20 protein-coding genes and 2 pseudogenes are annotated in these 23,960 nt (G+C 65.7%); 3 read left to right on the plus strand and 19 right to left on the minus strand.

Annotated elements, in window-relative coordinates:
* The 16 genes and pseudogenes from secA to VNW74_RS13155 all read right to left on the minus strand — a co-directional run.
* A partial coding sequence (gene secA, locus VNW74_RS13080) for a preprotein translocase subunit SecA (RefSeq protein ID WP_325677418.1) occupies positions 1 to 2,679 on the minus strand: 2,679 nt, incomplete at its 3' end.
* 74 nt (positions 2,680 to 2,753) lie between these two features.
* Positions 2,754 to 3,440, minus strand: a complete 687-nt coding sequence (gene hpf / locus VNW74_RS13085; protein ID WP_325677420.1) for a ribosome hibernation-promoting factor, HPF/YfiA family — start codon at positions 3,438 to 3,440, stop codon at positions 2,754 to 2,756.
* Between the two features lie 280 nt (positions 3,441 to 3,720).
* Positions 3,721 to 4,359: a ComF family protein gene (locus tag VNW74_RS13090; RefSeq protein WP_325677422.1), complete on the minus strand. Its 639-nt coding sequence runs from the start codon at positions 4,357 to 4,359 to the stop codon at positions 3,721 to 3,723.
* A 48-nt stretch (positions 4,360 to 4,407) separates the two neighbouring features.
* Positions 4,408 to 4,977 (minus strand): hypothetical protein, encoded by a 570-nt coding sequence (locus tag VNW74_RS13095; protein WP_325677424.1) that lies wholly within the window; start codon positions 4,975 to 4,977, stop codon positions 4,408 to 4,410.
* A gap of 133 nt (positions 4,978 to 5,110) precedes the next feature.
* The gene (locus VNW74_RS13100) at positions 5,111 to 6,193 is read right to left on the minus strand and encodes an AraC family transcriptional regulator (RefSeq protein WP_325677426.1); all 1,083 of its coding nucleotides are present in this window, start codon (positions 6,191 to 6,193) and stop codon (positions 5,111 to 5,113) included.
* A gap of 175 nt (positions 6,194 to 6,368) precedes the next feature.
* Positions 6,369 to 7,214 carry a Crp/Fnr family transcriptional regulator gene (locus VNW74_RS13105; protein WP_325677428.1) on the minus strand — a complete coding sequence of 282 codons (846 nt, stop codon included), beginning with the start codon at positions 7,212 to 7,214 and terminating at the stop codon, positions 6,369 to 6,371.
* Between the two features lie 98 nt (positions 7,215 to 7,312).
* A complete protein-coding gene (lpqB, locus tag VNW74_RS13110; protein ID WP_325677430.1) occupies positions 7,313 to 9,073 on the minus strand; it encodes an MtrAB system accessory lipoprotein LpqB in 1,761 nt (586 codons plus the stop codon).
* Positions 9,073 to 10,728, minus strand: coding sequence for an MtrAB system histidine kinase MtrB (mtrB, locus tag VNW74_RS13115; RefSeq protein ID WP_414686676.1), 1,656 nt, complete (start codon positions 10,726 to 10,728; stop codon positions 9,073 to 9,075). The genes lpqB and mtrB overlap by 1 nt, the downstream gene beginning before the upstream one ends.
* A 55-nt stretch (positions 10,729 to 10,783) precedes the next feature.
* Positions 10,784 to 11,470, minus strand: a complete 687-nt coding sequence (gene mtrA / locus VNW74_RS13120; RefSeq protein ID WP_067925378.1) for a two-component system response regulator MtrA — start codon at positions 11,468 to 11,470, stop codon at positions 10,784 to 10,786.
* Positions 11,471 to 11,542: 72 nt separating this feature from the next.
* The gene (locus VNW74_RS13125; protein WP_325677435.1) at positions 11,543 to 12,172 is read right to left on the minus strand and encodes a dTMP kinase; all 630 of its coding nucleotides are present in this window, start codon (positions 12,170 to 12,172) and stop codon (positions 11,543 to 11,545) included.
* A 94-nt stretch (positions 12,173 to 12,266) separates the two neighbouring features.
* Positions 12,267 to 13,739 (minus strand): adenosylhomocysteinase, encoded by a 1,473-nt coding sequence (gene ahcY / locus VNW74_RS13130; RefSeq protein WP_325677437.1) that lies wholly within the window; start codon positions 13,737 to 13,739, stop codon positions 12,267 to 12,269.
* Positions 13,740 to 13,865: 126 nt separating this feature from the next.
* Positions 13,866 to 14,516 (minus strand): TetR family transcriptional regulator, encoded by a 651-nt coding sequence (locus tag VNW74_RS13135; RefSeq protein ID WP_325677439.1) that lies wholly within the window; start codon positions 14,514 to 14,516, stop codon positions 13,866 to 13,868.
* Positions 14,513 to 14,695 carry a rubredoxin gene (locus VNW74_RS13140; protein WP_076057702.1) on the minus strand — a complete coding sequence of 61 codons (183 nt, stop codon included), beginning with the start codon at positions 14,693 to 14,695 and terminating at the stop codon, positions 14,513 to 14,515. The genes VNW74_RS13135 and VNW74_RS13140 overlap by 4 nt, the downstream gene beginning before the upstream one ends.
* Before the next feature lie 92 nt (positions 14,696 to 14,787).
* Positions 14,788 to 14,943 (minus strand): annotated as a pseudogene (locus VNW74_RS13145) (rubredoxin); the annotation flags it as partial.
* On the minus strand, positions 14,943 to 16,166 hold the full coding sequence (locus tag VNW74_RS13150; RefSeq protein WP_325677443.1) for an alkane 1-monooxygenase: 1,224 nt from the start codon (positions 16,164 to 16,166) through the stop codon (positions 14,943 to 14,945). The pseudogene VNW74_RS13145 and the gene VNW74_RS13150, both read right to left, overlap by 1 nt.
* A 94-nt stretch (positions 16,167 to 16,260) precedes the next feature.
* Positions 16,261 to 17,760: an amino acid permease gene (locus VNW74_RS13155; protein WP_325677445.1), complete on the minus strand. Its 1,500-nt coding sequence runs from the start codon at positions 17,758 to 17,760 to the stop codon at positions 16,261 to 16,263.
* A gap of 31 nt (positions 17,761 to 17,791) precedes the next feature.
* Here VNW74_RS13155 and VNW74_RS13160 point away from each other — a divergent pair, with 31 nt between their 5' ends.
* The gene (locus VNW74_RS13160; RefSeq protein WP_325677458.1) at positions 17,792 to 19,195 is read left to right on the plus strand and encodes an oxidoreductase; all 1,404 of its coding nucleotides are present in this window, start codon (positions 17,792 to 17,794) and stop codon (positions 19,193 to 19,195) included.
* A gap of 293 nt (positions 19,196 to 19,488) precedes the next feature.
* Here VNW74_RS13160 and manA read toward each other — a convergent pair whose 3' ends face one another.
* The 3 genes from manA to VNW74_RS13175 are packed head-to-tail and all read right to left on the minus strand — an operon-like array spanning position 19,489 to position 23,218.
* Positions 19,489 to 20,715: a mannose-6-phosphate isomerase, class I gene (gene manA / locus VNW74_RS13165; protein ID WP_325677447.1), complete on the minus strand. Its 1,227-nt coding sequence runs from the start codon at positions 20,713 to 20,715 to the stop codon at positions 19,489 to 19,491.
* A 20-nt stretch (positions 20,716 to 20,735) separates the two neighbouring features.
* Complete coding sequence (locus VNW74_RS13170; RefSeq protein ID WP_325677449.1) at positions 20,736 to 21,821, minus strand: TobH protein; 1,086 nt, start codon at positions 21,819 to 21,821, stop codon at positions 20,736 to 20,738.
* Positions 21,818 to 23,218 (minus strand): phosphomannomutase/phosphoglucomutase, encoded by a 1,401-nt coding sequence (locus tag VNW74_RS13175; protein ID WP_325677451.1) that lies wholly within the window; start codon positions 23,216 to 23,218, stop codon positions 21,818 to 21,820. The genes VNW74_RS13170 and VNW74_RS13175 overlap by 4 nt, the downstream gene beginning before the upstream one ends.
* Positions 23,219 to 23,533: 315 nt before the next feature.
* On the opposite strand from VNW74_RS13175, the gene VNW74_RS13180 reads away from it, so the two are divergent.
* Together VNW74_RS13180 and VNW74_RS13185 are read left to right on the plus strand one after the other, a co-directional pair.
* On the plus strand, positions 23,534 to 23,821 hold the full coding sequence (locus tag VNW74_RS13180; RefSeq protein WP_325677454.1) for a hypothetical protein: 288 nt from the start codon (positions 23,534 to 23,536) through the stop codon (positions 23,819 to 23,821).
* Positions 23,808 to 23,960, plus strand: a pseudogene (locus tag VNW74_RS13185) (esterase); the annotation flags it as partial. The gene VNW74_RS13180 and the pseudogene VNW74_RS13185, both read left to right, overlap by 14 nt.

Genomic DNA, 23,960 nt, shown 5'->3' on the forward strand with positions numbered 1-23,960 from the left:
GGAATACGTCAGTTCAGGCGCCGCGGTCTCAATTCCCTTGGCGCGCAACGCCGTTGCCGGTTCGCGCGGCTCGGCGGACGCGGCGGCGACCCGCTGCTGCGCGCTGGCGGCCGCGGCAGTGGCGAACTCCGCCAAATCCTCCGGCTCCTCGACCGGTCCGACTTGCGAGGCCGGCACCGCCTCGACCGACACGTTGAACAAGAAGCCGACCGACTCCTCCTTCAGGCCGTCGAGCATGCCGGTGAACATGTCGAAGCCCTCGCGCTGGTACTCGACCAGTGGATCGCGCTGCGCCATCGCGCGCAGGCCGATGCCCTCCTTGAGGTAGTCCATCTCGTAGAGATGCTCACGCCACTTTCGGTCGATGACGTTGAGCAGCACGTTGCGCTCCAGCTGGCGCATCGCGCCCTCGCCGGCGATCTCCTCAAGCTCGGCCTCTCGCACCGCGTAGGCGCGCTCGGCGTCTTCGACCAGCGCGTCGAGCAGTTCCTCGCGGGTGAGCTCACCGGGCTCACCGATCGCCTCCGAGTCGAGCAGGTCTTTGTGGTCGATCTTGACCGGATAAAGAGTCTTCAGCGCCTCCCAGAGCTGTTCCAGATCCCAGTCCTCGGCGTAACCCTCGGTGGTGGCTCCGTCGACGTAGGCGGTGATCACGTCGACGAGCATGTCGTGGGCCTGCTCCTGCAGGTTCTCGCCCTCGAGGATGCGGCGGCGCTCCTCGTAGATGACCTTGCGCTGCTGGTTCATCACCTCGTCGTATTTGAGGACGTTCTTGCGGACCTCGAAGTTCTGCTGCTCGACCTGCGTCTGCGCGCTCTTGATCGCGCGGGTCACCATCTTGGCCTCGATGGGCACGTCGTCGGGCAGGTTGAGCCTGGTCAACAGCGATTCCAGCGCCGCGCCATTGAAGCGGCGCATCAACTCGTCACCCAACGACAGATAGAAGCGGGACTCGCCGGGGTCGCCTTGGCGTCCGGAGCGGCCGCGCAGCTGGTTGTCGATGCGCCGCGATTCATGCCGTTCGGTACCCAGCACGTACAGCCCGCCGGCCTCGATCACTTCCTTTGCTTCGGCGGCGGCCTCGGCCTTGACCACGGGCAGCTCTTCGTGCCAGGCCTCGTCGTACTCCTCGGCTGTCTCCACCGGGTCGAGGCCTCGCTCACGCAGCCGGAGGTCAGTGAGAAAGTCGACGTTGCCGCCCAAAACGATGTCGGTACCACGGCCGGCCATGTTGGTGGCGACCGTGATGGCGCCGCGCCGGCCGGCTTGGGCGACGATGCCGGCCTCTTGCTCGTGGTATTTGGCGTTCAGCACGTTGTGCGGGATGCGCCGCTTCTGGAACTGTCGGGACAGGTACTCCGAGCGCTCCACGCTGGTCGTACCGATCAGCACCGGCTGACCCTTCTCGAAACGCTCGCTGACGTCGTCGACGACCGCGATGTACTTGGCTTCCTCGGTCTTGTAGATGAGGTCGGACTGGTCGGTGCGAATCATCTCCTTGTTGGTCGGAATCGTGACCACGCCGAGCTTGTAGATCTCGTGCAGCTCGGCGGCCTCGGTCTGCGCGGTTCCGGTCATGCCGGCGAGCTTGTCGTAGAGCCGGAAGTAGTTCTGCAGTGTGATGGTGGCCAGCGTCTGGTTCTCGGCCTTGATCTCGACGTGCTCTTTGGCCTCGATGGCCTGGTGCATGCCCTCGTTGTACCGGCGGCCGATCAGCACGCGGCCGGTGAACTCGTCGACGATGAGCACCTCGCCGTCGCGGACGATGTAGTCCTTGTCGCGGGAGAACAGCTCTTTGGCTTTCAGCGCGTTGTTGAGGTAGCTGACCAGCGGTGAGTTGGCGGCCTCGTAGAGGTTGTCGATGCCGAGCTGGTCCTCGACGAACTCCACACCAAGCTCGTGCACGCCTACGGTGCGCTTGCGGAGGTCGACTTCGTAGTGCACGTCTTTTTCCATCAGCGGCGCCAACCGGGCGAACTCGGGGTACCAGTTCGAAGATCCGTCGGCGGGCCCGGAAATGATCAGCGGCGTGCGGGCCTCGTCGATCAGAATCGAGTCCACCTCGTCGACGATCGCGAAGTTGTGCCCGCGCTGGACGCAGTCCTCCAGCGCGTGGGCCATGTTGTCACGCAGGTAGTCGAAGCCGAACTCATTGTTGGTGCCGTAGGTGATGTCGGCGGCGTACGCGACGCGCCGCTCGTCGGGCATCATGGGCGCGAGGATCACGCCGACGTCCAGACCGAGGAAGCGGTGCACCCGGCCCATCCACTCGCTGTCGCGTTTGGCCAGGTAGTCGTTGACGGTGACGATGTGCACACCCTTGCCGCCGATGCCGTTGAGGTAGGCCGGCAACACCGACGTCAGGGTTTTGCCTTCGCCGGTCTTCATCTCGGCGACGTTGCCGAAGTGCAGCGCCGCAGCACCCATCACCTGCACGTCGAACGGGCGCTGGTCCAGCACCCGCCAGGCCGCCTCGCGGGCCACCGCGAACGCCTCGGGCAGCAGGTCGTCGAGGCTTTCCCCGTCGGCGTGCCGCTTCTTGAACTCGTCGGTCTTGGCCCGCAGTTGGGCATCGGTGAGTTTCTCGACGTCGTCGGACAAAGTGTTGACATAGTCGGCCACCCGCTTGAGGCGCTTGACTATGCGACCTTCACCGAGGCGCAACAACTTACTCAGCACAGCTTTGTCCCCTACGGATCGGAGTCTCGGGCGTCCTCCATCCTAGGTGACGAGCTGGCGGTAGCCGCCGATCGTCAGGCTAGGCGGATCAGCCCGTAGTCGTAGGCGTGCCGACGATAGACCACCGACGGGCATTCGGTCTGCTCGTCGTAGAAGAGGAAGAAGTCGTGGCCGACCAGCTCCATCTCGTAGAGCGCGTCGTCCACCGACATCGGCTTGGCCGGGTGTTCCTTGGTGCGCACCACCCGACCCGGCTCGTGGTATTCGTCGACGCCGTCGTGGTCCGGCGCACCGGTGACGTCGGTTTCGAAAGCCGGCCCGGCCGGCACAGTGGCGGTCGCGGCGGCCAGTGAGACGGGGGTCTTGTCGCCGTAGTGGACTTTGCGGCGGTCCTTGACGCGACGCAGCCGGCTTTCCAGCCTGGCGACCGCGGATTCGAATGCGGCGTAGAAGCTATTTGCGCACGCTTCACCGCGCACCACCGGCCCGCGACCGCGAGCGGTGATCTCGACATGCTGACAGGACTTGCGTTGGCGACGGTTGCGTTCATGGTCGAGTTCGACATCGAACAGATAGACGGTCCGGTCGAACCGCTCTAAGCGGGCGAGTTTCTCCGAGACGTAGATGCGGAAATGGTCGGGTATCTCGACGTTGCGGCCCTTGACCACGACCTCGGCGTGCGGTGTCGGTTCGTCCGGCTCGTCGGCTGCCGTCGGTAGTTCGGCGACAAGCTGATCGGAATCCACGGTTTGCCTTGACATACTTGACAACTCGTTTCTCTCGCGTTGCACGCACGCGGCGTGCCCGGCTTTCAGATGCACGCGCCGACGGGGATGCTGGTCTTGCCGTGGCCGCCCGCCGGTGCAAGGTGTCGAGAACTCACCCCCTACCGTCTTCGGTGCCGTGGCGCCTCTGTCTATGTCAGATGCGCCAACTTCAGGCGTTCATGGTGCGTTCATGGTGCTTGAACCCGACGGTAGACCGTCTGCTGGCAGAAGTTCCAGTGTTTTGATCCGTCTGTTGCGAGTTCTTCATGAATGCTCACGCGGCAGCTAGCGCCAGCACAGCCGATACCCGCGCTCCCGCGGTTTGCAGAACGCGGACCGACTCACGGGCGGTGGCGCCGGTGGTGACGATGTCGTCGACGAGCAGGACTTCGCCATCGGCTGGCAGACGTCGGCGCGTCAGCAGCACCCTTCCAGCGATGTTGCGCTCGCGGGCGTCGCTACCCAGACCGGCCGAGTCGCGGGCCAGCGCCTTCATCCGCAGCGCCCGGACCACGGTGATGTGCGGGTGGTCCGCCGTTGCCAGCGTCGCGACGCGGCTGACGGGATCGCCGCCGCGGCGACGCGCCGCCCAGTTGCGGGTCGGAGCCGGCACGATCGTCAGCGGGACATCGAGCAGGCCCCACCCGAGCAATCGGTGCACACCGAGCGCCAACGCCTGGGACAACGGCGTGACCAGGTCGCTGCGGCCGCGATCTTTCATTGCGACGATCACCTGCCGGCGCGCACCGGCGTAGCGGCCGAGCGCAAACACCGGGACTCCGGGGTCGATGCGCGGGCTCACCACGCGCGGGGCGTCGGGACCCATGGCCAGCTCTCGGGCACAGGCCTCACACCAGCGGGTCGACGGCGCCGCGCAGCCGCCGCATTCCAGCGGAAGAACGAGATCGAGCACGGCCTAAGTGTGGCGGCGGGGGGTGACAGGTACGGCATGCCGACCTCGTCAGGGCAGGAAGTTCGAGACGTCGAAGACGCTGGCGATGTCCACACCGATGTCAGTAAAGACCGCGTTGAAATCCGCCGGGATCACCGCGACATCGGCGTCGATCACCCCGAGGTCCGCCGGGAGCAATCCTGAACCACTCAGATCACCAGCTTCGTCCGCCGCGACGAACGCTTGGTCGGCATCGAGCACCCCTTGGTAAGCCTGGGCCAGTTGGTCGTCAACACCGGTCAGGTCTGCTTGGTCGGCCGCGGGCAGGCTGGACAGGATCGACTCTTGGTCAGAGAGGATCGTCGACTCTGAGCCATTTTGAATCGCCTCTTGCATAGAGAGGACGGCCGCCTGCTCGGCGTCCAGCGACGCGTCAGGTGCTCCGTCCAGCACCTGGGTAGCTTGGGTCAAATCCGCGCCGGCTTCGCCCAACCCGGTATCGGCGGCGTCGGCGTGCGCATCGGCGGCGGTGGCCATACCGATCATCGCAGCGGCCACAACGGCCCCGGCGCCCATGCCGACAGCGACGCCCCAGCGGGGAGCCTGGCGAACAAGGGGTTGGTTGCGGTGGTTACTCATGCGAAATCCGATCCTCCCTGGGCGCCAAACATATTGGCAGCGTTGATTACTCGATCAACGCTAAGGAACGCGACCGGACGCTTGCTAGCCACCGCGCGCACGCTTCTGGCCAGATTGCGCGGGCTGGGATCAACTAGGCACTGCGGCGCAATGTCTTTGCCGGCGGCTCTTGGTAGCGGGCGGCATGGGCAGCGGCGAACCTACCGAGATTGGTGAAACCCCAATCGTAGGCAACCGAAGCTACGGTGACTGTCGATGGGTCCGACTCGATCAAGGTCTGGTGCGCCCGGCGTAACCGCACCTCACGCAGATAGGCCATCGGCGACATGCCGAGGTGACGCTTGAAACCTTGCTGCAGCGCACGGACACTAACCTGGCTGCGAGCCGCGATTGACGACAGCGTCAAGGGCAATTGCGCTTCAGCTTCGATGACATCGACTGCGGTGCGAATTGCGCGGGGCGCCACCGAGCGTCCCCGTGCCATCAGAGCGTTGCGGTGCGAATGCTCGGCGGCCAGGAGGAATCCGCGCACCAGGCTGTCGACGAACGGCATTCCGACCAGTGGTTGATGGATCAGGCCGTCGGGGTGGAAGAACTGCTCCGCGAACAACACCAGCATGTTGATCCAGCTTCGGGCCGGCGCGTTGTTGATCGGCATGAGCGGTGCGAAATCGGGTTCCGAGGTCATCTGTCGGCCCAGTGCATCGCTGAGCGCGTCCTCGACAGCGGGTTGATCGATCTTGAAAAGCAGTATTTCGGCGCTCTCTTCCCATTGCAGGGTGCCAAGCCCCTCGGGCGTGTAGACGGCTGCGGTGCCGGCAACGCCGCCCACCGAAAATCCCGGGTGCACCCACTCCGCGCGGCCCGATCGCACGAGAAACACTCGATATGCGCCGCACCCCTCACCGCTCTTCAGGCACATATCGGAACCGACGACCATGTCGGAAAGGGTTACCGAACCCATGCGACCGCCGCGGTGTGTTACCGAAAATGAGTCCGGATCAGACAACAGACTCAGATGAGAGCGCCCGCAGCCACATAGCCGGACAAAGTCGTCGAAACCCTTCGCCCGCGCCCAGCTACGCGCATCCAACCCGTCCTCTGTCGGTTGTTCCGTCACGATGTGGCCCCTCTCACCGCCCGCGGATAACCCTCTCAACGTTTTTCTACGTTCCGATGAGCGGGCCAGTTCAAGTGACGTTCGCCACAGTCGCACCCGCGTCAGTCTCCCCGTGCAGGCTGCTGATCAGCTGTGGAACTCATTTGAGCTCGCTGGGGAAGCATCATGGACCAAGGTTTATTCCGAACGCGTCGGTTGGCCTCCGGTATTCAGTCGAGCCGTGACCGATACCGACACCACAAACTTCAGTATCGAAATCTCTAAAACCACGTTACGGCAGCGGATTTCGGTATGACGCAAGCGCCTGGGAGTCGACGATCACTACCGTGGTGCCGTCGAAACGGATCCAGCCGCGAACCTCGAAGTAACGCAACGTATCGCCGATCAACTCTGGTGCGGCGCCGACAAGTCGCGATAGGTCTTCCAACGTCAGATCATGCACAATTCGGACCACTTCGCCGTCGCGGTGGCCAAACCGTCTCCTCAACAACAACAGTCGGCTCGCGACACGGCCCGAGACATCAGCGAAGGCGAAGTCAGTCAGGGTGTCCGTCATCTCCTGCGCACGCCGCGCATACAGGCGCAGCATTTGATTGCTGAACTCTGAGCATTCGGCCATCCACATGAGCAATTGACCGCGTTCAATCGGCACCAGCAGAACTTCGGTGAGTGCAGTTACGCGCGTCTCACAAGCGGCCGGATCGAAAAGCGATACACCACCGAGTATTTCGTAGCCTCCCAGAACGGTCAACGCGAGTTCAGCGCCACCGATCCGACGCAGTGAGATCTCCACTTTGCCAGACATGATGACGTAAAGACGACCACCCAAGTCGCATCGGGCGCCCACCAGCCGCCCGGGCGGCAAGCGCAGAGGCGTCAGCTGCTCGGACCACCGCGACAAAGCGGCAGGATCGCTCTTGCGAAAAAGACCAGATCCGAGCAGTGCCTGGCGCACATCCCCGGACCGTTCGCGTGCTCCCTCATACGTTGCCAATGCTTCGGGCACCGCACCTTCCGCGTTGCCAGAGGGCGTCACCGAACTAGGACTCGGCGTCTGCCACCACACCAGAGTCGCGCCTATCCACGCGGGGGCTGCGATGATCACGGGGCTCATCATTCCGGTAACGCTAAGTATCCCGGAGCAAACCAACGAGCCGCCGCACGCCGCGTTCTGGCCAGAATGCGCAGTCCCGTCGCCGGTGCCTCCGCCCCGACTCAGCCGGGCAGCACCGGCATCGCCCCGGGCACCATGAACGGCGGCACGTCCAGCCAGCCCTGTGGCCCTTCCGCACCCGAGATCGACAGCTGCATGACGCCGCGCGGATCGGCGACGTACACGATCGACGGATTGGCCGCGATCGCCCCCACCGGCAGCTGCAGATTGCCGCTCGGGGCATCCGAGTTCACACCGTCGATGTTGACGTAGGACACCGGGTGCGCAGCGTCGTTGCGACTCACCGCGACGTCGTCGTCGGTGCGCCACGACAACGACACCACCGACGAGCCCAGCCCGAACCCGAGCCGCCGTGGGTAGGTCAACGCGAATTGGCCGGCCTGCGTCTGCTCGACGCTGGCCAGGATCACCTGGCCCTCGATGACCATCGCCGCCCGCGTCCCGTCGCGCGACAATTGCAGCTCGGCGATCACGCCCGGGAAGTGAGTGGACACCGCGGCCGAATCAACCGGGAGACGCGCAGGCTGACCCGAGGCCGTGCTTTGAATGGCACGCAACACGGTGTTGCCGTCGGCCACCACCCACACCGCATCGTCCAGGGACCAGGTGGGCCGCGACAAGCTATGCCCGTCAGCGGCTTCCACCGCCTCGCCGCCAAGATCGCCGATCCACAGCGATGATGCCATGTCCGGCGCGCCCGGCCGAAGCGTCACCACCGACGCCACCTGGTGCCCGCTGCGCGACAGCGCGGCTCCGGTCTGATCCGTCGTTCGCCCGAACGCGCCCGGGACCGGGTCGAAGTGCTGCCCGTCCAGCGAGACCAGCGCCCCGCCCACCAGCGCGTGCACCCCGGCCGCCGCGCCCTCCGCCACACCCGGGTCGGTGGCGGCGACATCGGAGGGGTTCCACCCGGCCGCGAACCTTTCGTCCAGCGCGGCGCCGTCAGCGTTGATCACATACGGCCCTTTGATGTCGGCGCGCGCCAGGGTCCAGATGATCTGCGCGGCAAGCAACTCCTTGCTGTGCGGGTCGGCGACCGTCAGCAGCTCCAGATCGATTCGGGCGCCGGCGTACCCGCGTCCGATGCCGCTCTTTCCGCCGTCGGCACGAGTCACCGGCCCGCGCAGCCGCAGCGGCGGGCCGAGCATGTTGCGGACGCTTTTGGCCATGTCCGGACGCGGACCGGCGATCAACTTGGAAACCAATTCGGTGGCCAAATGGTCAGGATCGGCCACCGCGACATAACGCGGATCAGGAACGACCGTCTTACCGGTCGGGTCCGCGAAATACAGCGTGTTGCGCTTATAGGTGGCCTGAAATTGCTGCCAGTCCAAGAACACCCCGTTGGGCAGGCGGTCGATGCGCCAGCCGCCCGGTGTCTTGATCAGCTCGATCGGACCGGGATCCGGCAGCACCCCCTCGGCGGTCTCGAACACGCCCATATCCGACAGCGAGCCAAGTTTGTCTGCCCGCATAGCCACCGAAACCCTTTCGGCGCTGTGGGTTTCGACGAAGACGACGTGGTCGATCAGCAGCGCGCTACCGGCATCGTCCCAGGCGTTCGACGCCGACTGGGTGAGGAACTGACGTGCCGCGAGGTGGCGGTTGGCCGGATCGGCTGTGGCTTTGAGGAATTCGCGCAACAGCATGTCAGGGTCCATGCCGGGCGTCGGCTTGGGCAGATTCGACGGTGCCGGCCGCTCGACGGTGCCGATGGCTTGCGGCGCCGACGCGCTCGGCACTCCGGCGCAGCCCGCGAGCACAACGGTCAGGGCGAACAGCAGCCCGGTCAGGCGTCGCATCACGCGCCTCTCTCGGCGTGCTCCCGTGGCCGAAGCTGACGGTCCTTGCGTTCTGGGGCAATCGGTTTCATCGGCAGAGGGCTGGTGGTGACCTTGTGTCCGCGCACCAGCGGCAGCGTCAGCCGGAAGCAGGCGCCCTCGCCCGGCTCGCCCCAGGCCTCGAGCCGGCCCTGGTGCAGACGCGCGTCCTCGACGCTGATCGCCAGGCCCAGCCCGGTCCCACCGGATCGCCGCACCCGTGACGGGTCGGACCGCCAGAACCGGCTGAACACCAGCTTCTCTTCGCCGGGCCGCAGCCCGACGCCGTAGTCGCGGACGGTGACGGCGACGGTGTCTTCGTCGGCGGCCATCCGGATGCGTACCGGTTTATGCTCGGCATGGTCGATGGCGTTGGCGATCAGATTGCGCAGGATCCGCTCGACCCGCCGGGGGTCGACTTCGGCGATCACTCCGTCTTCCGGCATGTCGACGATCAACTGGACGCCGGCGTCTTCGGCCAGGTGCCCGACATTGCCCAGCGCGCTGTTGACGGTCGAACGGAGGTCGACCGCTTCCACCGACAGCTCGGCCACACCCGCGTCGTGTCGCGAGATTTCCAGCAGGTCGTTGAGCAGCGTTTCGAACCGGTCCAGCTCGCTGACCATCAGTTCGGTAGAGCGGCGCAGCGCCGGCTCGAGGTCCTCACTGTGGTCGTAGATCAGGTCGGCGGCCATCCGGACGGTGGTCAGCGGGGTGCGCAGCTCGTGGCTGACGTCAGAGGTGAACCGGCGCTGCAGGTTACCGAACTCTTCGAGCTGGGCGATCTGCCGCGAGAGGCTTTCGGCCATGTCGTTGAACGACACCGCCAGCCGGGCCATGTCGTCTTCGCCGCGGATCGGCATCCGCTCGGACAGGTGCCCCTCGGCGAACCGCTCGGCGGTCCGCGCCGCGGCACGCACCGGCACCACCACCTGCCGCGTGACCAACCATGCGATACCGGCCAGCAGCACCATCAGCACCAGGCCGCCGGTGGCCATGGTGCCACGGACCAATGCGATCGTGCTCTGCTCGTTGCCCAGCGGGAAGATCAGGTAAAGCTCCAGGTTGGTCACCCGCGACGACGTCGGGGTGCCGATGACCAGCGCCGGACCCGAGAAGCCGTCGGTGTGCACCGTCGCGTACTGGTAGGCCACCTGCCCGGCCTTGACGAACTCGCGCAGCGCAGCGGGCAGCTGGTCCACCGGCCCGGCCGCCGCCGCGGGCCTCGGGCCGTAGCCGGGCACCACCAGCACCGCGTCGAACGCACCGGCCAGACCAGCACCGGAGGTCGGATCGGTCTTCGACGTCAACGTGTTGCGGGCGAGCTGCAGGCTGCTGTCCAGCGAGCGCGCCTCTTCGCCGCTGACGATCCCGCTGACCGTGTTACGGGCCCGGTCGATCTGCTCGGTGGCGGCGCGGACTTTGACGTCAAGAACGCGGTTGGTGACCTGGCTGGTCAGCACGAAGCCGAGCACCAGGATCACCCCCAAGGACATCCCGAGCGTTAATGCGACCACCCGAAGTTGCAGCGAGCGGCGCCAAGCGACCCCGACAACTCCACTTAACGCAGCGATGCCCCGCATCAACGGGCCAGAACGACCCGACCGACCGCGAATGCGCGGCTTCGAGCCCCACATCAGAAGCGCCGCTCGCCCCCGCTTCGCGACGTCCGCTGCGAGTCGTCGCGGGCCGTCACGGAGGTCCGGCCTTGTAACCCACTCCTCGAACGGTCAGCACAACGGTCGGGTTCTCCGGGTCTTTTTCGACCTTGGCCCGCAGACGCTGGACATGCACGTTTACCAAACGCGTGTCCGCCGGATGGCGGTATCCCCACACCTGTTCGAGCAGCACATCACGAGTAAACACCTGGCGGGGTTTACGCGCCAACGCCACCAGCAGGTCGAACTCCAGTGGTGTCAGGGAAATCTGCTCTCCGTTGCGAGTTACTTTGTGCGCCGGCACATCGATCTCCACGTCGGCGATCGATAGCATCTCGGCGGGCTCGTCGTCGTTGCGCCGCAACCGTGCACGCACCCGGGCGACCAGCTCCTTGGGCTTGAACGGCTTCATGATGTAGTCGTCCGCACCCGACTCGAGGCCCAAGACCACGTCGACGGTGTCAGTCTTGGCCGTGAGCATCACGATCGGGACACCGGAATCGGCGCGCAGCACCCGGCACACGTCGATGCCGTTCATACCGGGCAACATCAAATCCAGCAGCACCAGGTCGGGGCGCAACTCGCGCACTGCGGTGAGCGCCTGGGTGCCATCACCGATGACCGCGGTGTCGAACCCTTCACCCCGCAACACAATGGTCAGCATCTCGGCCAGCGAAGCGTCGTCGTCGACCACGAGAATCCTTTGCCTCATGGCGTCCATGGTGTCACCAGATCGCGATAAAACGGAGCTGCCACACGCGCGTTTCGTGCCCAAATACCACAGCTCGTGCCGCTAGGCCGTCAACCTGGCCGCCAACTGGCCCGCGTTGACGGTCTCATCGACCACCAGCCAGCGCCCACCCCAGCCCGCTGCGGCCAGACCGGTGTAGACCGCGCCGGTGCGTTGCTGGAGCTCGTCGTCGCGTTCGTAGGCGTCACGCGACCGGCTGGCATCCTGGCGGGCGCGGTGGCGGGCGCGCTGGCTCGCCAGCTCAGTCGAAACGCCAAGCAGCACTTGCCAATCCGGTGCCGGAAGCTGCAACCGATGGTATTCCGTCCGGTGCACCCAGCCAACCACCTCACCGTCGGCGTCTTGGTGCAGGCGGGCGGCGCTGTAGGCCGCATTGGATGCCACGTAACGATCCAGAATCACCACATCGTGGTCGCCGCACAGTTCCCGGATCTGCGCGGCGGCGCCGGCCCGATCCAGCGCGAACAGCATTGCCATCGCATACACCGACGACGCGAGGTCGCCGTGCTGGCCGTGCAGCGCCTCGGCCGCCACGTCGGCGGCCACCGACTGCCCGTATCGCGGGAACGCCAGCGTGGCCACCCGCTGCCCGGCGGCTTCGAAGGCCGCACACAGACCCTGCGAAAGTGTCCGCTTGCCGGCGCCGTCGACGCCCTCGATGGCGATCAGCACGGCGCGAGCCTATCCCCGCGGCCGCCGAATGTGCGGCTGGCCGCACGGTCTATGCCGAATGTGCGGCTGACCGCACACTCGGTGGACGGCCGGCTCAGTAGCGGTAGTGGTCCGGCTTGTAGGGCCCGTCGACGTCGACGCCGATGTACTCGGCCTGCTCCTTGGTCAGCTTGGTCAGCTCGCCGCCGAGTGCGGTGACGTGCACGCGAGCGACCTTCTCGTCGAGGTGCTTGGGCAGCCGGTATACCTCGTTGTCGTACTCGTCGTTCTTGGTCCACAGCTCGATCTGGGCGATGACCTGGTTGGAGAAGCTGTTGCTCATCACGAACGACGGGTGCCCGGTGGCATTACCGAGGTTCAGCAGCCGGCCCTCGGAGAGCACGATGATCGACTTGCCGGTGTCCTTGAAGGTCCACAGGTCGACCTGCGGGCGGATGTTGGTCTTGGTGGCGCCGGACTTCTCCAGGCGGGCCATCTGGATTTCGTTGTCGAAGTGGCCGATGTTGCCCAGGATGGCCTTTTCCTTCATGGCCTTCATGTGCTCGAGCGTGATGATGTCCTTGTTGCCGGTGGTGGTGATGACGATGTCGGCCTCGCCGATCACGTCCTCGACCCGCTTGACGTCGTGGCCCTCCATCAGCGCCTGCAACGCGTTGATCGGGTCGATCTCGGTGACGGTGACGCGGGCGCCCTGACCGGCCAGCGACTCGACACTGCCCTTGCCGACGTCGCCGTAGCCGCAGACCAGCACGTTCTTGCCGCCGATGAGGACGTCGGTGCCGCGGTTGATGCCGTCGATCAGCGAGTGCCGGCAGCCGTACTTGTTGTCGAACTTCGACTTGGTGACCGAGTCGTTGACGTTGATCGCCGGGAACGCCAGGTCTCCGGCCGCCGCGAACTGGTAGAGCCGCAGCACGCCGGTGGTGGTCTCCTCGGTGACGCCCTTGATCGACTCGGAGATCTTGGTCCACTTGTCCTTGTCGGTCTCGAACCGGTGGCGCAGCAGCTTCAGGAACACCCGGTGCTCGGCCGAGTCGTCCTCTTCGTCGGGCGGCACCACACCGGCCTTCTCGTACTGCGCGCCGCGCAGCACCAGCATGGTGGCATCCCCGCCGTCGTCGAGGATCATGTTGGCCGGCTCATCGGGCCAGGTCAGCGCCTGCTCGGCGGCCCACCAGTACTCCTCGAGCGTCTCACCCTTCCAGGCGAAGATCGGCACGCCCTTGGGCTCCTCCGGCGTGCCGTGCGGGCCGACGACGACCGCGGCGGCGGCGTGGTCCTGGGTGGAGAAGATGTTGCACGAGGCCCAGCGCACCTCGGCGCCCAACGCGACCAGCGTTTCGATGAGGACCGCAGTCTGCACCGTCATGTGCAACGAGCCGGAGATCCGGGCGCCTTGAAGCGGCTGCACGTCGTGGTACTCGCGGCGCAGTGACATCAGACCCGGCATCTCGTGTTCGGAGAGCTCGATATCGCGGCGGCCGTAATCCGCCAACGACAGGTCGGCGACCTTGAATTCGATGCCGTTGCGGACGTCGGGACTCAGCGAGTGCTCGGTCGTCGTCATGTGATGGCCCAATCCTTCTTCGATGAACTAGTTAGCTTGCATACATATTAGTCCCGACGCAGCGTTGACCTCATGCCGGGTCAGTCGGGCTCTGCTCCACCCTATTGGCTCCGCTCCTCCGCGGGCCTAGGGGCCCGCATCGTCACGGAGCACCCCGTATCGTTCCGCGGCCGGTGTCATCAGCCGAGCCAGATCCGCGGCGACGTCGTGGTCGGCCTCCGGTGGCATCGACACGTAGCTCATCGCCAGCCGCACGATGGCGCGGGCCAGCATCCCGGCATCGTCCTCGCTGGCCTTGACCCAACTATCCATGAACGACGACGTCAGCCGGGCCGAGCAGTGCGTGATGATCGGCCCGCTGTCGGTGGTGATGATCTGCAGCAGGTCGGGTTTAGCCACACCGCTCAGCAGCGAGATGACGAGCGGGTCGGCTGCCGATTCCGAGAAGAACGCCCGAAATCCTTGCAGGAACGCGGCGTAGACGTCGCCGACGTTGGAGTAGATGGCGTCTCCGACGGCGTTCACCAATCGATCGGCCAGCCGCAGGGCGTAGCCCTGAGCAAGGCCCTGCCGCGAGCCGAACTCGTTGTAGATGGTTTGGCGGCTGATGCCCGCCGCACGAGCCACGTCGGCCAGCGTGATCGCCGACCAGTCGCGGCTGAGCAGCAGTTCCCGCATCGCGTCGAGCACCGAATCACGCAGCAGGGCCCGTGACGCCTCGGCGTACGGGACCCTTTGCTTCACAAGCGCGACAGTAGTCGCCGGTGCGCTTGTCACGAACGAGCGACTTCGACCATCTCGAAGTCGGATTTCGCCGCACCGCAGTCCGGGCAGCTCCAGTCTTCGGGGATGTCGTCCCAACGGGTGCCGGGCGCGATGCCGTCCTCCGGCCAGCCTTTGGCCTCGTCGTACTCAAAGCCGCACTGCACGCATATGAACAGTTTGTAGTCACTCATTTCGTTACCTCCATATCTGTCCGACTCTCCCCCGCAAGCGGGGCGTGCCCCCACCTCGTGCCGCTTGCGGCACGCATCGTCATCGGACGCATCACGTCGAAGTCGATCTTTTCGCGTACCGCGCAGTCGGGGCAGCACCAGTCTTCGGGTATTTGCTCCCAGCGGGTTCCGGGTGGAAATCCCTCTCGTACAGCGCCTTTGGCTTCGTCGTACACGTAGTCACAGCCCGTGCAGCGGTAGACGGTCATCACGCCACGGTCCCGTAGCGGGCCAGGATCTTCTCCCGTCGGCGCGGTTGCACGTTGACCCGGGTGATGTCGCCACCGTAGTGGGCGAGCACCCGGTGGTCCATCAGCTTGCGCCACAGCGGCGGGAAGTAGGTCAGCCCGATCAGGGCGGCGTAGCCGCTCGGCAGGTTCGGCGCCCCGTCCATGCTGCGCAGCGTTTGGTAGCGCCGGGTCGGGTTGGCGTGGTGATCGCTGTGGCGCTGCAGGTGGTAGAGGAACAGGTTGGTGACGATGTGGTCGGAGTTCCAGCTGTGCTCGGGGGTGCAGCGCTCGTAGCGTCCGCTGGCATTCTTCTTCCGAAGCAGCCCGTAGTGCTCGAGGTAGTTGACGGACTCAAGCAGGCTGAAGCCGAAGACGGCCTGGATGATCAGGAACGGGATTAGCGCCGAGCCGAACAGCGCGATCAGCACGCCCCACAACACCACCGACATCAGCCAGGCGTTGAGCACGTCGTTGGACAGATAGGTCTTGGGGTTCCACGGGCTGGCACCCTGCCGGCGCAGCCGCTGTGCCTCCAGCCGCCAGGCCGAGCGCAGACTGCCGAACACGCTGCGGGGCAAGAACTCCCAGAACGTTTCACCGAAGCGAGACGACGCCGGGTCTGCTGGCGTGGCCACTCGCACGTGGTGGCCGCGGTTGTGCTCGATGTAGAAGTGCCCGTAGCCGGTCTGCGCCAAGGTGATCTTGGACAGCCAGCGCTCCAGCGACTCCTTCTTGTGCCCCATCTCGTGTGCGGTGTTGATCCCGACGCCGCCCAAGGTCCCGACCGACAGCGCCAGGCCGATCTTGGCCGGCCAGCTCAATGGCCCGTCGTAGCCCAGCCAGCTCAGATTCGAGGCGGTGAACAGGTACGCCCCCAGAATCACGCTGAGGTACTGGAACGGGATGAAGGCGTAGGTGCAGTAGCGGTAGTACCTGTCGTTCTCCAGCCACTGCATGGCTTCGTCGGGCGGGTTCTGACCGTCAGCGCCGAACCGCAGGTCCAGCGCCGGGAGCACGGCGTACAGCAGGATCGGGCCGATCCAGAACCACACCTGCGACGCGGCCTGCCAACCGAACTGGTTCATCGCCCACACGATCGGCAGGATCGCCAGCAGCAGCGTCGGGACGATCAGTCCCATCAGCCACAGATAGCGCTTCCGGTCCTGCCAAGTAGAAGCATTCGGGCGTAGTCCGGTGGTCATTGGCCAACCTCCTCGGTGAGTTAGAGCACGTCGAGATTGACAATATCGCGCTCTGCGTCTTCTGTCTAGACACAGAGTACTACTTTGTAAACCACTAGGCCGGATCCAGCGACGGGTCCTTCTCGATTTCGTCGGCCTGCCGGCTGGCCAGCACCGAGTGCCGACGGCCATAGCCCAGGTAGATGGTGATACCGACGACCATCCAGACGCCGAACCGCACCCAGGTGATCACGGTGAGGTTGACCATCAGCCACACGCAGGCGCACACCGACGCGACCGGCAGCAGCGGCACCAGCGGGGTGCGGAAGCCCCGGGGCAGGTCTGGGCGGGCGCGGCGCAAGACGATGACGCCGGCGGACACCACCAGGAACGCGAACAAGGTCCCGACGTTCACCATCTCCTCGAGTTTGTCCGTCGGGAACGCCGAGGCAGTGGCGGCGACCAGCAACGCGACCAGCACGGTGATCCGCACCGGGGTGCCCCGTGCGCCGGTTTTGGCCAGCCGCCGCGGCAACAACCCGTCGCGCGCCATCGCGAACAGCACCCGGCATCCGCCGAGCAACAGCACCATCACCACCGTGGTGAGCCCGGCGAGCGCGCCGATGGAGATGATGCCGGAAGCCCAGTGCACCCCGTCGACCGCGAACGCGGTGGCCAGGTTGGCGTGATGTCCATCAGGGGTGGTCTTCAGCGCGGTGTAGGGAACCATCCCTGAGAGCACGACCGACACCGCCACATAGAGCACGGTGACGACGCCCAGTGTGAAGAGGATGCCCCGGGGGACGTCGCGTTGCGGGTTTTTGGTCTCCTCGGCCATGGTGGCCACGATGTCGAACCCGATGAACGCGAAGAACACGATCGATGCTCCCGCGAGCACCCCGTACCAGCCGTAATGGCTGCTGTGTGCGCCGGTGAGCAGTGACAGTAAGGACTGATCGATACCGGTGCCGGCGTGGTCGGTCTCGGGCGGCGGGATGAACGGCGAGTAGTTCGCGGCCTTGATGTAGAACGCGCCGACGACGATCACCAATACCACCACCGATACTTTGATCGTGGTGACCACGGCGGAAAAATGCGACGACAACTTGGTGCCCAATGCGAGCAGAGTCGCCACCAGCGCGACGATCAGCAGCGAGCCCCAGTCCAGCGCGAAAGACCCGAAATGGATTGTGCTGCTGGTTAATCCGAGCACGGTGCTCAGGTAGCTCGACCACCCTTTGGCAACGACGGCGCCACCGATTGCCAGCTCTAATACCAGGTTCCAACCGATCGTCCAGGCCAGGAACTCACCGAAGGTGGCGTAGGAAAACGTGTAGGCGCTGCCTGCCACCGGCAGCATCGACGCGAATTCGGCGTAGCACAGCGCCGCCAGCCCGCAGGTAACCGCGGCGATGAGAAACGAGACCCAGATCGCCGGTCCGGTGATGTCTCCCGCGGTTGATGCGGTGACGGTGAAGATGCCGGCTCCGATCACCACCGAAACCCCGAAGACTGCCAGGTGCCACCAGCTGAGGTCCTTGCGCAGCTGAGTACCCGGCTCGTCGGTGTCGGCGATCGATTGTTCAACCGACTTGGTGCGCCAGCGACCGGCCATGGTCCCGGACAGTACCGAGTACTGTGCGGGAATGCGTGGGGAGAGCAAAAGGGGGCATGCGGTCGTCATCGGGGCCAGCATCGCGGGGCTGTGCGCGGCGCGGGTTTTGTCCGATTTCTACGACCGGGTCACGGTGTTCGAACGCGACGAGCTCCCAAGCACCCCCGTCAACCGCACGGCGGTCCCCCAGGGCCGCCACGTTCACCTTCTGATGGCCCGTGGCGCCGTCGAATTCGATGCGCTGTTCCCCGGTCTGCTCGACGACATGGCGGCGGCGGGGGTGCCGAAGCTGCAGAACCGCCCGGACTGCATTTACTTCGGCGCCGCCGGCCACGTGCTGGGAACCGGACACACTCTGCGCGACGAGTTCACCGCTTACGTGCCGAGTCGCCCGCACCTGGAATGGCAGATTCGGCGCAGGGCCCTTGCTATTGCCAACGTCGAACTTCAGCAGCGTTCGGTGCGCGAACCGCGGTTTGACGCCGGCGAGCAGCGGGTGACTGGAGTGTTGGTGGATTCCGGTGATACTGCGGACCCCGCGTTCGTCGCGGCCGATCTCGTGGTCGATGCCGCCGGCCGCGGCACCAGGTTGCCGGTGTGGCTGGAGCAATGGGGATACCAGCGGCCTGCCGAGAAGGTCGTCGAGGTGGGGATTGGCTATGCCTCGCATCAGTTTCGGCTGCCCGAGGGCGCCATCCGGGAGAGAGTAATCGTTGCGGGCGCGTCCCGGCAGCAGCCGCTCGGGCTAGGCCTGCTGGGCTATGAGGACGGCACCTGGACGCTGACGACTTTCGGCGTCGCGAAAGTGCAACCGCCACATACCTTTCCCGAGATGCTTGCACTCGCCAAAGAGCTTTTGCCCGAACGGATCTCGGCGGCGCTGGAGCGAGCCGAACCTGTGGGCGAGGTGGCTTTCCACCGCTACCCCATCAGCAGGTGGCGCCGCTACCACAAGATGGACCGGTTTCCGGCCGGGATCCTGCCGTTGGGCGACGCGGTGGCCAGCTTCGACCCCACCTATGGACAGGGCATGACGATGACGTCGCTGCAGGCCGGTCATCTGCACCGAGCCTTGGCTGATGGCGCGGCCGAAAACCTGGCCTGCGAGGTGAATCGGGCCACCGCCAAGACCACCTACCCGGTGTGGATGATGACCGCGATCGGCGACTTCACCTTCCACCACGCGACCGGGTACCGGCCGCGCTGGTACGGCCCGGTCGGCAGCCTTTTCGACCAGTTCCTCGGGGCCGCGGAGACCGAACCCGTTCTGGCTGAGTGGTTTTTGCGCCGCTTCTCGCTTTTGGACAGCCTCTATATGGTGCCCTCTTTGGGGCTGGTTGGCCGCACCATCGGGCACAACATGCGGTTGTGGCGCGCCGAGCGCCGGCAAACCCGCAACGCCAACGCGCACGAGTCGATACGACTCGGGCTCTGAGCTAACGGCCCGAGGACTGTTGTGGCTGTGCGGAATTCGTTAAGCCATCCAGAAAAGCTGCCGCGACACCAGGCGAGGTGAGCTCGATGACGGCGACGGTGTCCGGGGCAGAGCGCAAGACGCTGTCCAAGCCCGGGCGCCAGTAATGGTGGTCGAGATGGATGACCGGTAGCCCGAGAAGGCGACCCAGTTCCCGGCCGAACGTAGACTTGCCCGCGCCGCCGGAGCCCACGACAGCTATACGTTGCACGCCGTAAAATCTCGCATGACGCCGGTCTCTGACGCCGCGCTAATTACAGGCCGACGGTGGCCCGAAATATCTTGGTCGGTTCGTGGGCGATCAGCCGGATGGGCCCGTCGTCGGCTGCCACCCAGGCGGCGGCGCCGTGACTGAGCGTCAGGGCCCCGGATTTTCCGGACACGGTCGTCGAACCCTCGGTGCACAAAAGGATCTGCGGCCCGTCGTGACGCGATGGAGCGTCGACTTCGTGGCCGAGCTGCGCGTCGCCAAGTGTCAGCATCGACGCCGCGAATTCTTGGGCGGGGGTGTCATAGACCAGCCCGAGCCCATCCCGGTGTGTCGGCGCACGCAGTTGAGACTCGGGGGTGGGGGTGAAATTCAGCACCCGTAACAGCTCCGGAACGTCGACGTGTTTGGGAGTCAGACCACCACGTAACACGTTGTCGGAGTTGGCCATAACCTCCAGCCCTACACCGCGCAGGTAAGCGTGCAGGTTTCCGGCCGACAAGAAGATCGCCTCACCGGGACTCAGTGTTATCCGGTTGAGCAGCAAAGCCGCCAGCACACCGGCATCGCCGGGATACCGCTCGCCCAACTCGAGCACCGTCTTGACTTCGGCCGCGAATTCCGTTGCGCCGGAACTGACATAGTGGATGGCACCGTCCAGCACGGCGGCTACCAGCACATCGATGTCGGGCTGTGGCGCGGTGATCCAGGTGGTGAACAACGCGCGCAGGCCGTCGGCATCGGATTGGTCGTCCAACAAATCGATGTATGGATCCAGGTCGGACACCGCCAGGGCGCGCAAGAGTTCTACGGTCCGGGCCGCAGGACGGAATCCGGCCAGCGCCTCGAACTGGTGCAACGCCACCAGTAATTCGGGCTTGTGGCTGGCGTCGCGGTAATTACGCACCGGCGAATTCACCGGAATACCGAGCTTCTCCTCACGGAGGTAACCCTCGGCGGCTTGCTCGGCGCTCGGATGCGCCTGCAGCGACAGCGGTTCGTCGGCAGCCAGCACTTTGACTAAGAACGGGAGCACATCGCCGAACCGGGCGCGGGTCACCGAGCCGAGTTGCCCCTCGGGATCGTCGATCAGGGCCTGCAACAACGAGATTTCCCCGTCAGGGTCTTCCAGCCAGGCCGGATCGCCCGGGTTGGCGCCAAGCCAGAGTTCCGCTTCTGGATGGGCGGCCGGAACCGGGCGCCCGGTGAATTCGGCGATGGCCGTGCGCGATCCCCACGCGTACGTCCGTATCGCACCCCGTAGCAACTGCACTGTCTACTTACCCCCGCTACTTATCCCCGCACGAGCCGCAAATAAACCGCTGCCATCTCCAACCGAACAGCCAATATAGCCAGTTGCTGCTCGGCCCGCTGGGGGCCGGCCGGCCCCGAGCGGACATCCGGTCCTTCAGGCACATCCTCGGCACCGACAATGTCGACGTCGTCGAGCTGAGCCACCCGAGACGCCACGACCGTGCGCTCGGCATCCAGCGTCAACGCCAACACCCGCAGCCGCTCGGCCACCGGGCCGTCGATCTCCTCGTCGTGAAACAACGCCTCTACCGGGTCGACATACCCCGACCCGGCGACCTCACGCAACGCCATCAAGGCGTCGGCGAGCCCAGTCGCGGCGGCCACCTGATGCGCGATCCGGAGCAGAACACCAGACCCGTGCCTGGCCAGCGCCAGGGTCGCGGCGCAGTCGCCGGCCAGCACGACACGGCGCCGTGACATCCGCTCGACCAACGCCTTGGCCGGATTGGTGAACACTTCGCGGCTGGCGCTGTTACGCAGCGCCTCCGCGTCCAGCTCGTCGGCCAGCGCGGCCAGGTCCATCCGCAGCTTCGGTTCGACAGTTTGCAACGCAGCCAGGCCGGCGGCCAGGTATCGGCACAGGCCGAACCCGTCGGGAACCGGCAGCCGCGGCTCCATCACCGCCACCCGGCCGGCCGTACTGTCCCGCAGCGGGCCCTCGTAGGGCGCCGCGACGACAACCCGCGCACCGCGGCGCACGCCACTCGCGGCGGCCCCGACCAGCGCCGGATCGCCGGGGTCATCGCCGGCCACGATCAGCACGTCGAGCGCGCCGATCCACGGTGGCGCCTCGGCGACGACCACGATCGGCGCGGCCGCCCAACCGCCCAATGTCGCGGCCAGCATGGTGCCTGCGGTCTCAGCGGTGCCTCGCCCGGCGACCCAGATCACCGAGCGCGGATGGTCATCGCCGTGCAGGGCGTCGAGAGCACCCTCATCGAGCGCGGCCGCGGCCGCGCGCACCTGCGCACCCGCCGTCGACGCCGCCCGCAACAGCCCCTCGCGATCCGCGGCCAGCAGGGCTTCGGTGTCATCGAGGTCGATCGTGGCCTGAGTCGCGTTCACGTCGCGGTCGCCACCTGGTCGACCGCCTGCTGGCGGATCTCGTCGGCAACCTGGGCGACCACCGCTTCCACGTCCTCGACGCAACGTCCTTCCACATTCAGCCGCAACAACGGCTCGGTGTTCGAAGTGCGCAGGTTGAACCAGCTGCCCTCGCCGAGATCCACCGTCACCCCATCCAGATGATCGATGGATTGAATGCGGCCACCGAACGACTTCAGCACCGCCTCGACACACGATGTTGCATCGGCCACGGTGAAGTTGATCTCGCCGGATGACTCGTAGCGCTGGTAATCGGCGGTCAGCTCCGACAGCGGCCGCTGCTGCTCGCCGAGGGCGGCCAGCACATACAGCGCGGCCAGCATCCCGGAATCGGCGCCCCAGAAGTCGCGGAAGTAGTAATGCGCCGAGTGTTCACCGCCGAAGATCGCACCGGTGTCGGCCATCAGTGCCTTGATGAAGGAGTGCCCGACCCGCGAGCGCACCGGCGTGCCGCCGCGCTCGACCACCAACTCCGGCACCGCGCGCGAGGTAATCAGATTGTGAATCACCGTCGCACCGATTTCCCGGCCGAGCTCGCGGGCGGCGATCAGAGCGGTCACCGTCGACGGCGACACCGGCCGGCCGCGCTCGTCGATCACGAAACACCGGTCGGCGTCGCCGTCGAAGGCCAGCCCGATATCAGCACCGACGGCACGGACGTATTTTTGGAGGTCGGTCAGATTCGCCGGGTCCAGCGGGTTGGCCTCGTGGTTGGGGAACGAACCGTCGAGCTCGAAATACAACGGCAACAGCGTGATCGACCCGATCGGGCCAAGTACCGCCGGGGTGGTGTGGCCGGCCATCCCGTTGCCCGCGTCGACGGCCACCCGCAGTTGGCGCAGCCCGGAGGTGTTGACCAACGAGCGCAGGAAGGCCCCGTAGTCGGCCAGCACGTCGGCATCGCCGACGGTCCCGGCGGGCCCGTGGTAGGCCGGGACTCCTGCGACCAGGTCGTCGCGGATGGCGCTCAGCCCGGTCTCGGCGCCGACGGGTTTGGCGCCGGCCCGACACAGCTTGATGCCGTTGTAGGCGGCCGGGTTGTGGCTGGCGGTGAACATCGCACCGGGGCAGTCCAGCAGCCCGGAGGCGAAATAGAGCTGATCGGTCGATGCCAAACCGATCCGGATCACGTCGAGCCCCTGTGCGGTGACTCCGGCCCCGAAGGCGGCGGCCAGCGACGGCGAACTGTCGCGCATGTCGTAGCCGATGACGACTTGCCGCGCACCCTCGTCGCGCATCAATCTTGCGAACGCGGCGCCGACATCTTCGACGAACGACTCGTCGATCTCCTCACCGACCAGACCTCGCACGTCATATGCCTTGATCACACGGTGAACTACCGCGGCGGATCGAGACATCAAGGCGCTCCTGACGACGAGGAATCTTCGTCCGTCAGCCTAGCCCGGTGACGATGCGGAGCGGCATGGTCTGCTGAGGACCCGGGCAATCAAAATCAGCCCGGCACGGTTACTGGCCGGGCGTCGGGCAACACGGCACGCGGCCGCGTCGGCGCCCGGTGACGGCCGGGCGCTGACCGGCAGCGAGCCAACACATTCGGTCCGATGGGCGGACCGACTCCTTCGGCCATCCCGGGTTCCGGCGTTTCAATTCAAGAACGCCCGGGACGCTGATCCACGACGAGCCCGGGGATTAGCCGCCGGGAGGAGAAAGTCATGGGAGCGATCAACGTTCTCATCGTCGGTGACGATCCTTTCATGGATAACTCGCGTCCGGCGCTCGGCATCAATTTCGCCCCGAAAAAGGATTCAACGGACCGCATCTTCACAGTCACGGAATTCCGTTATCTGCTCAACACTGGCGCCGTGCCGTCGATTGCGCTCGAAACCGCGCATCACCGCGACGCGACATATCCGAACTTCGTATCTAACCGGCCAACATCGTCAAGTGCGATGTGCTGTGGCAGTTCGGCTGTAAGGAGTGTTGAGCATGACCGCACCTAGCAAGGTTTCGGGCGCGCCCCGGAATGCGATTCGTGCCCGTGACGCGTTGCGGGCAAGCAGGTTTCCCGTCAGCGATGGCGCCCCCGTGGAGGTCGTCGAGAGCGGTCCCAGCCTTGCGGGAATGGTCGCGTCGCTGGCC

Source organism: Mycobacterium sp. (assembly GCF_035570115.1).
Classification (GTDB): Bacteria; Actinomycetota; Actinomycetes; order Mycobacteriales; family Mycobacteriaceae; genus Mycobacterium.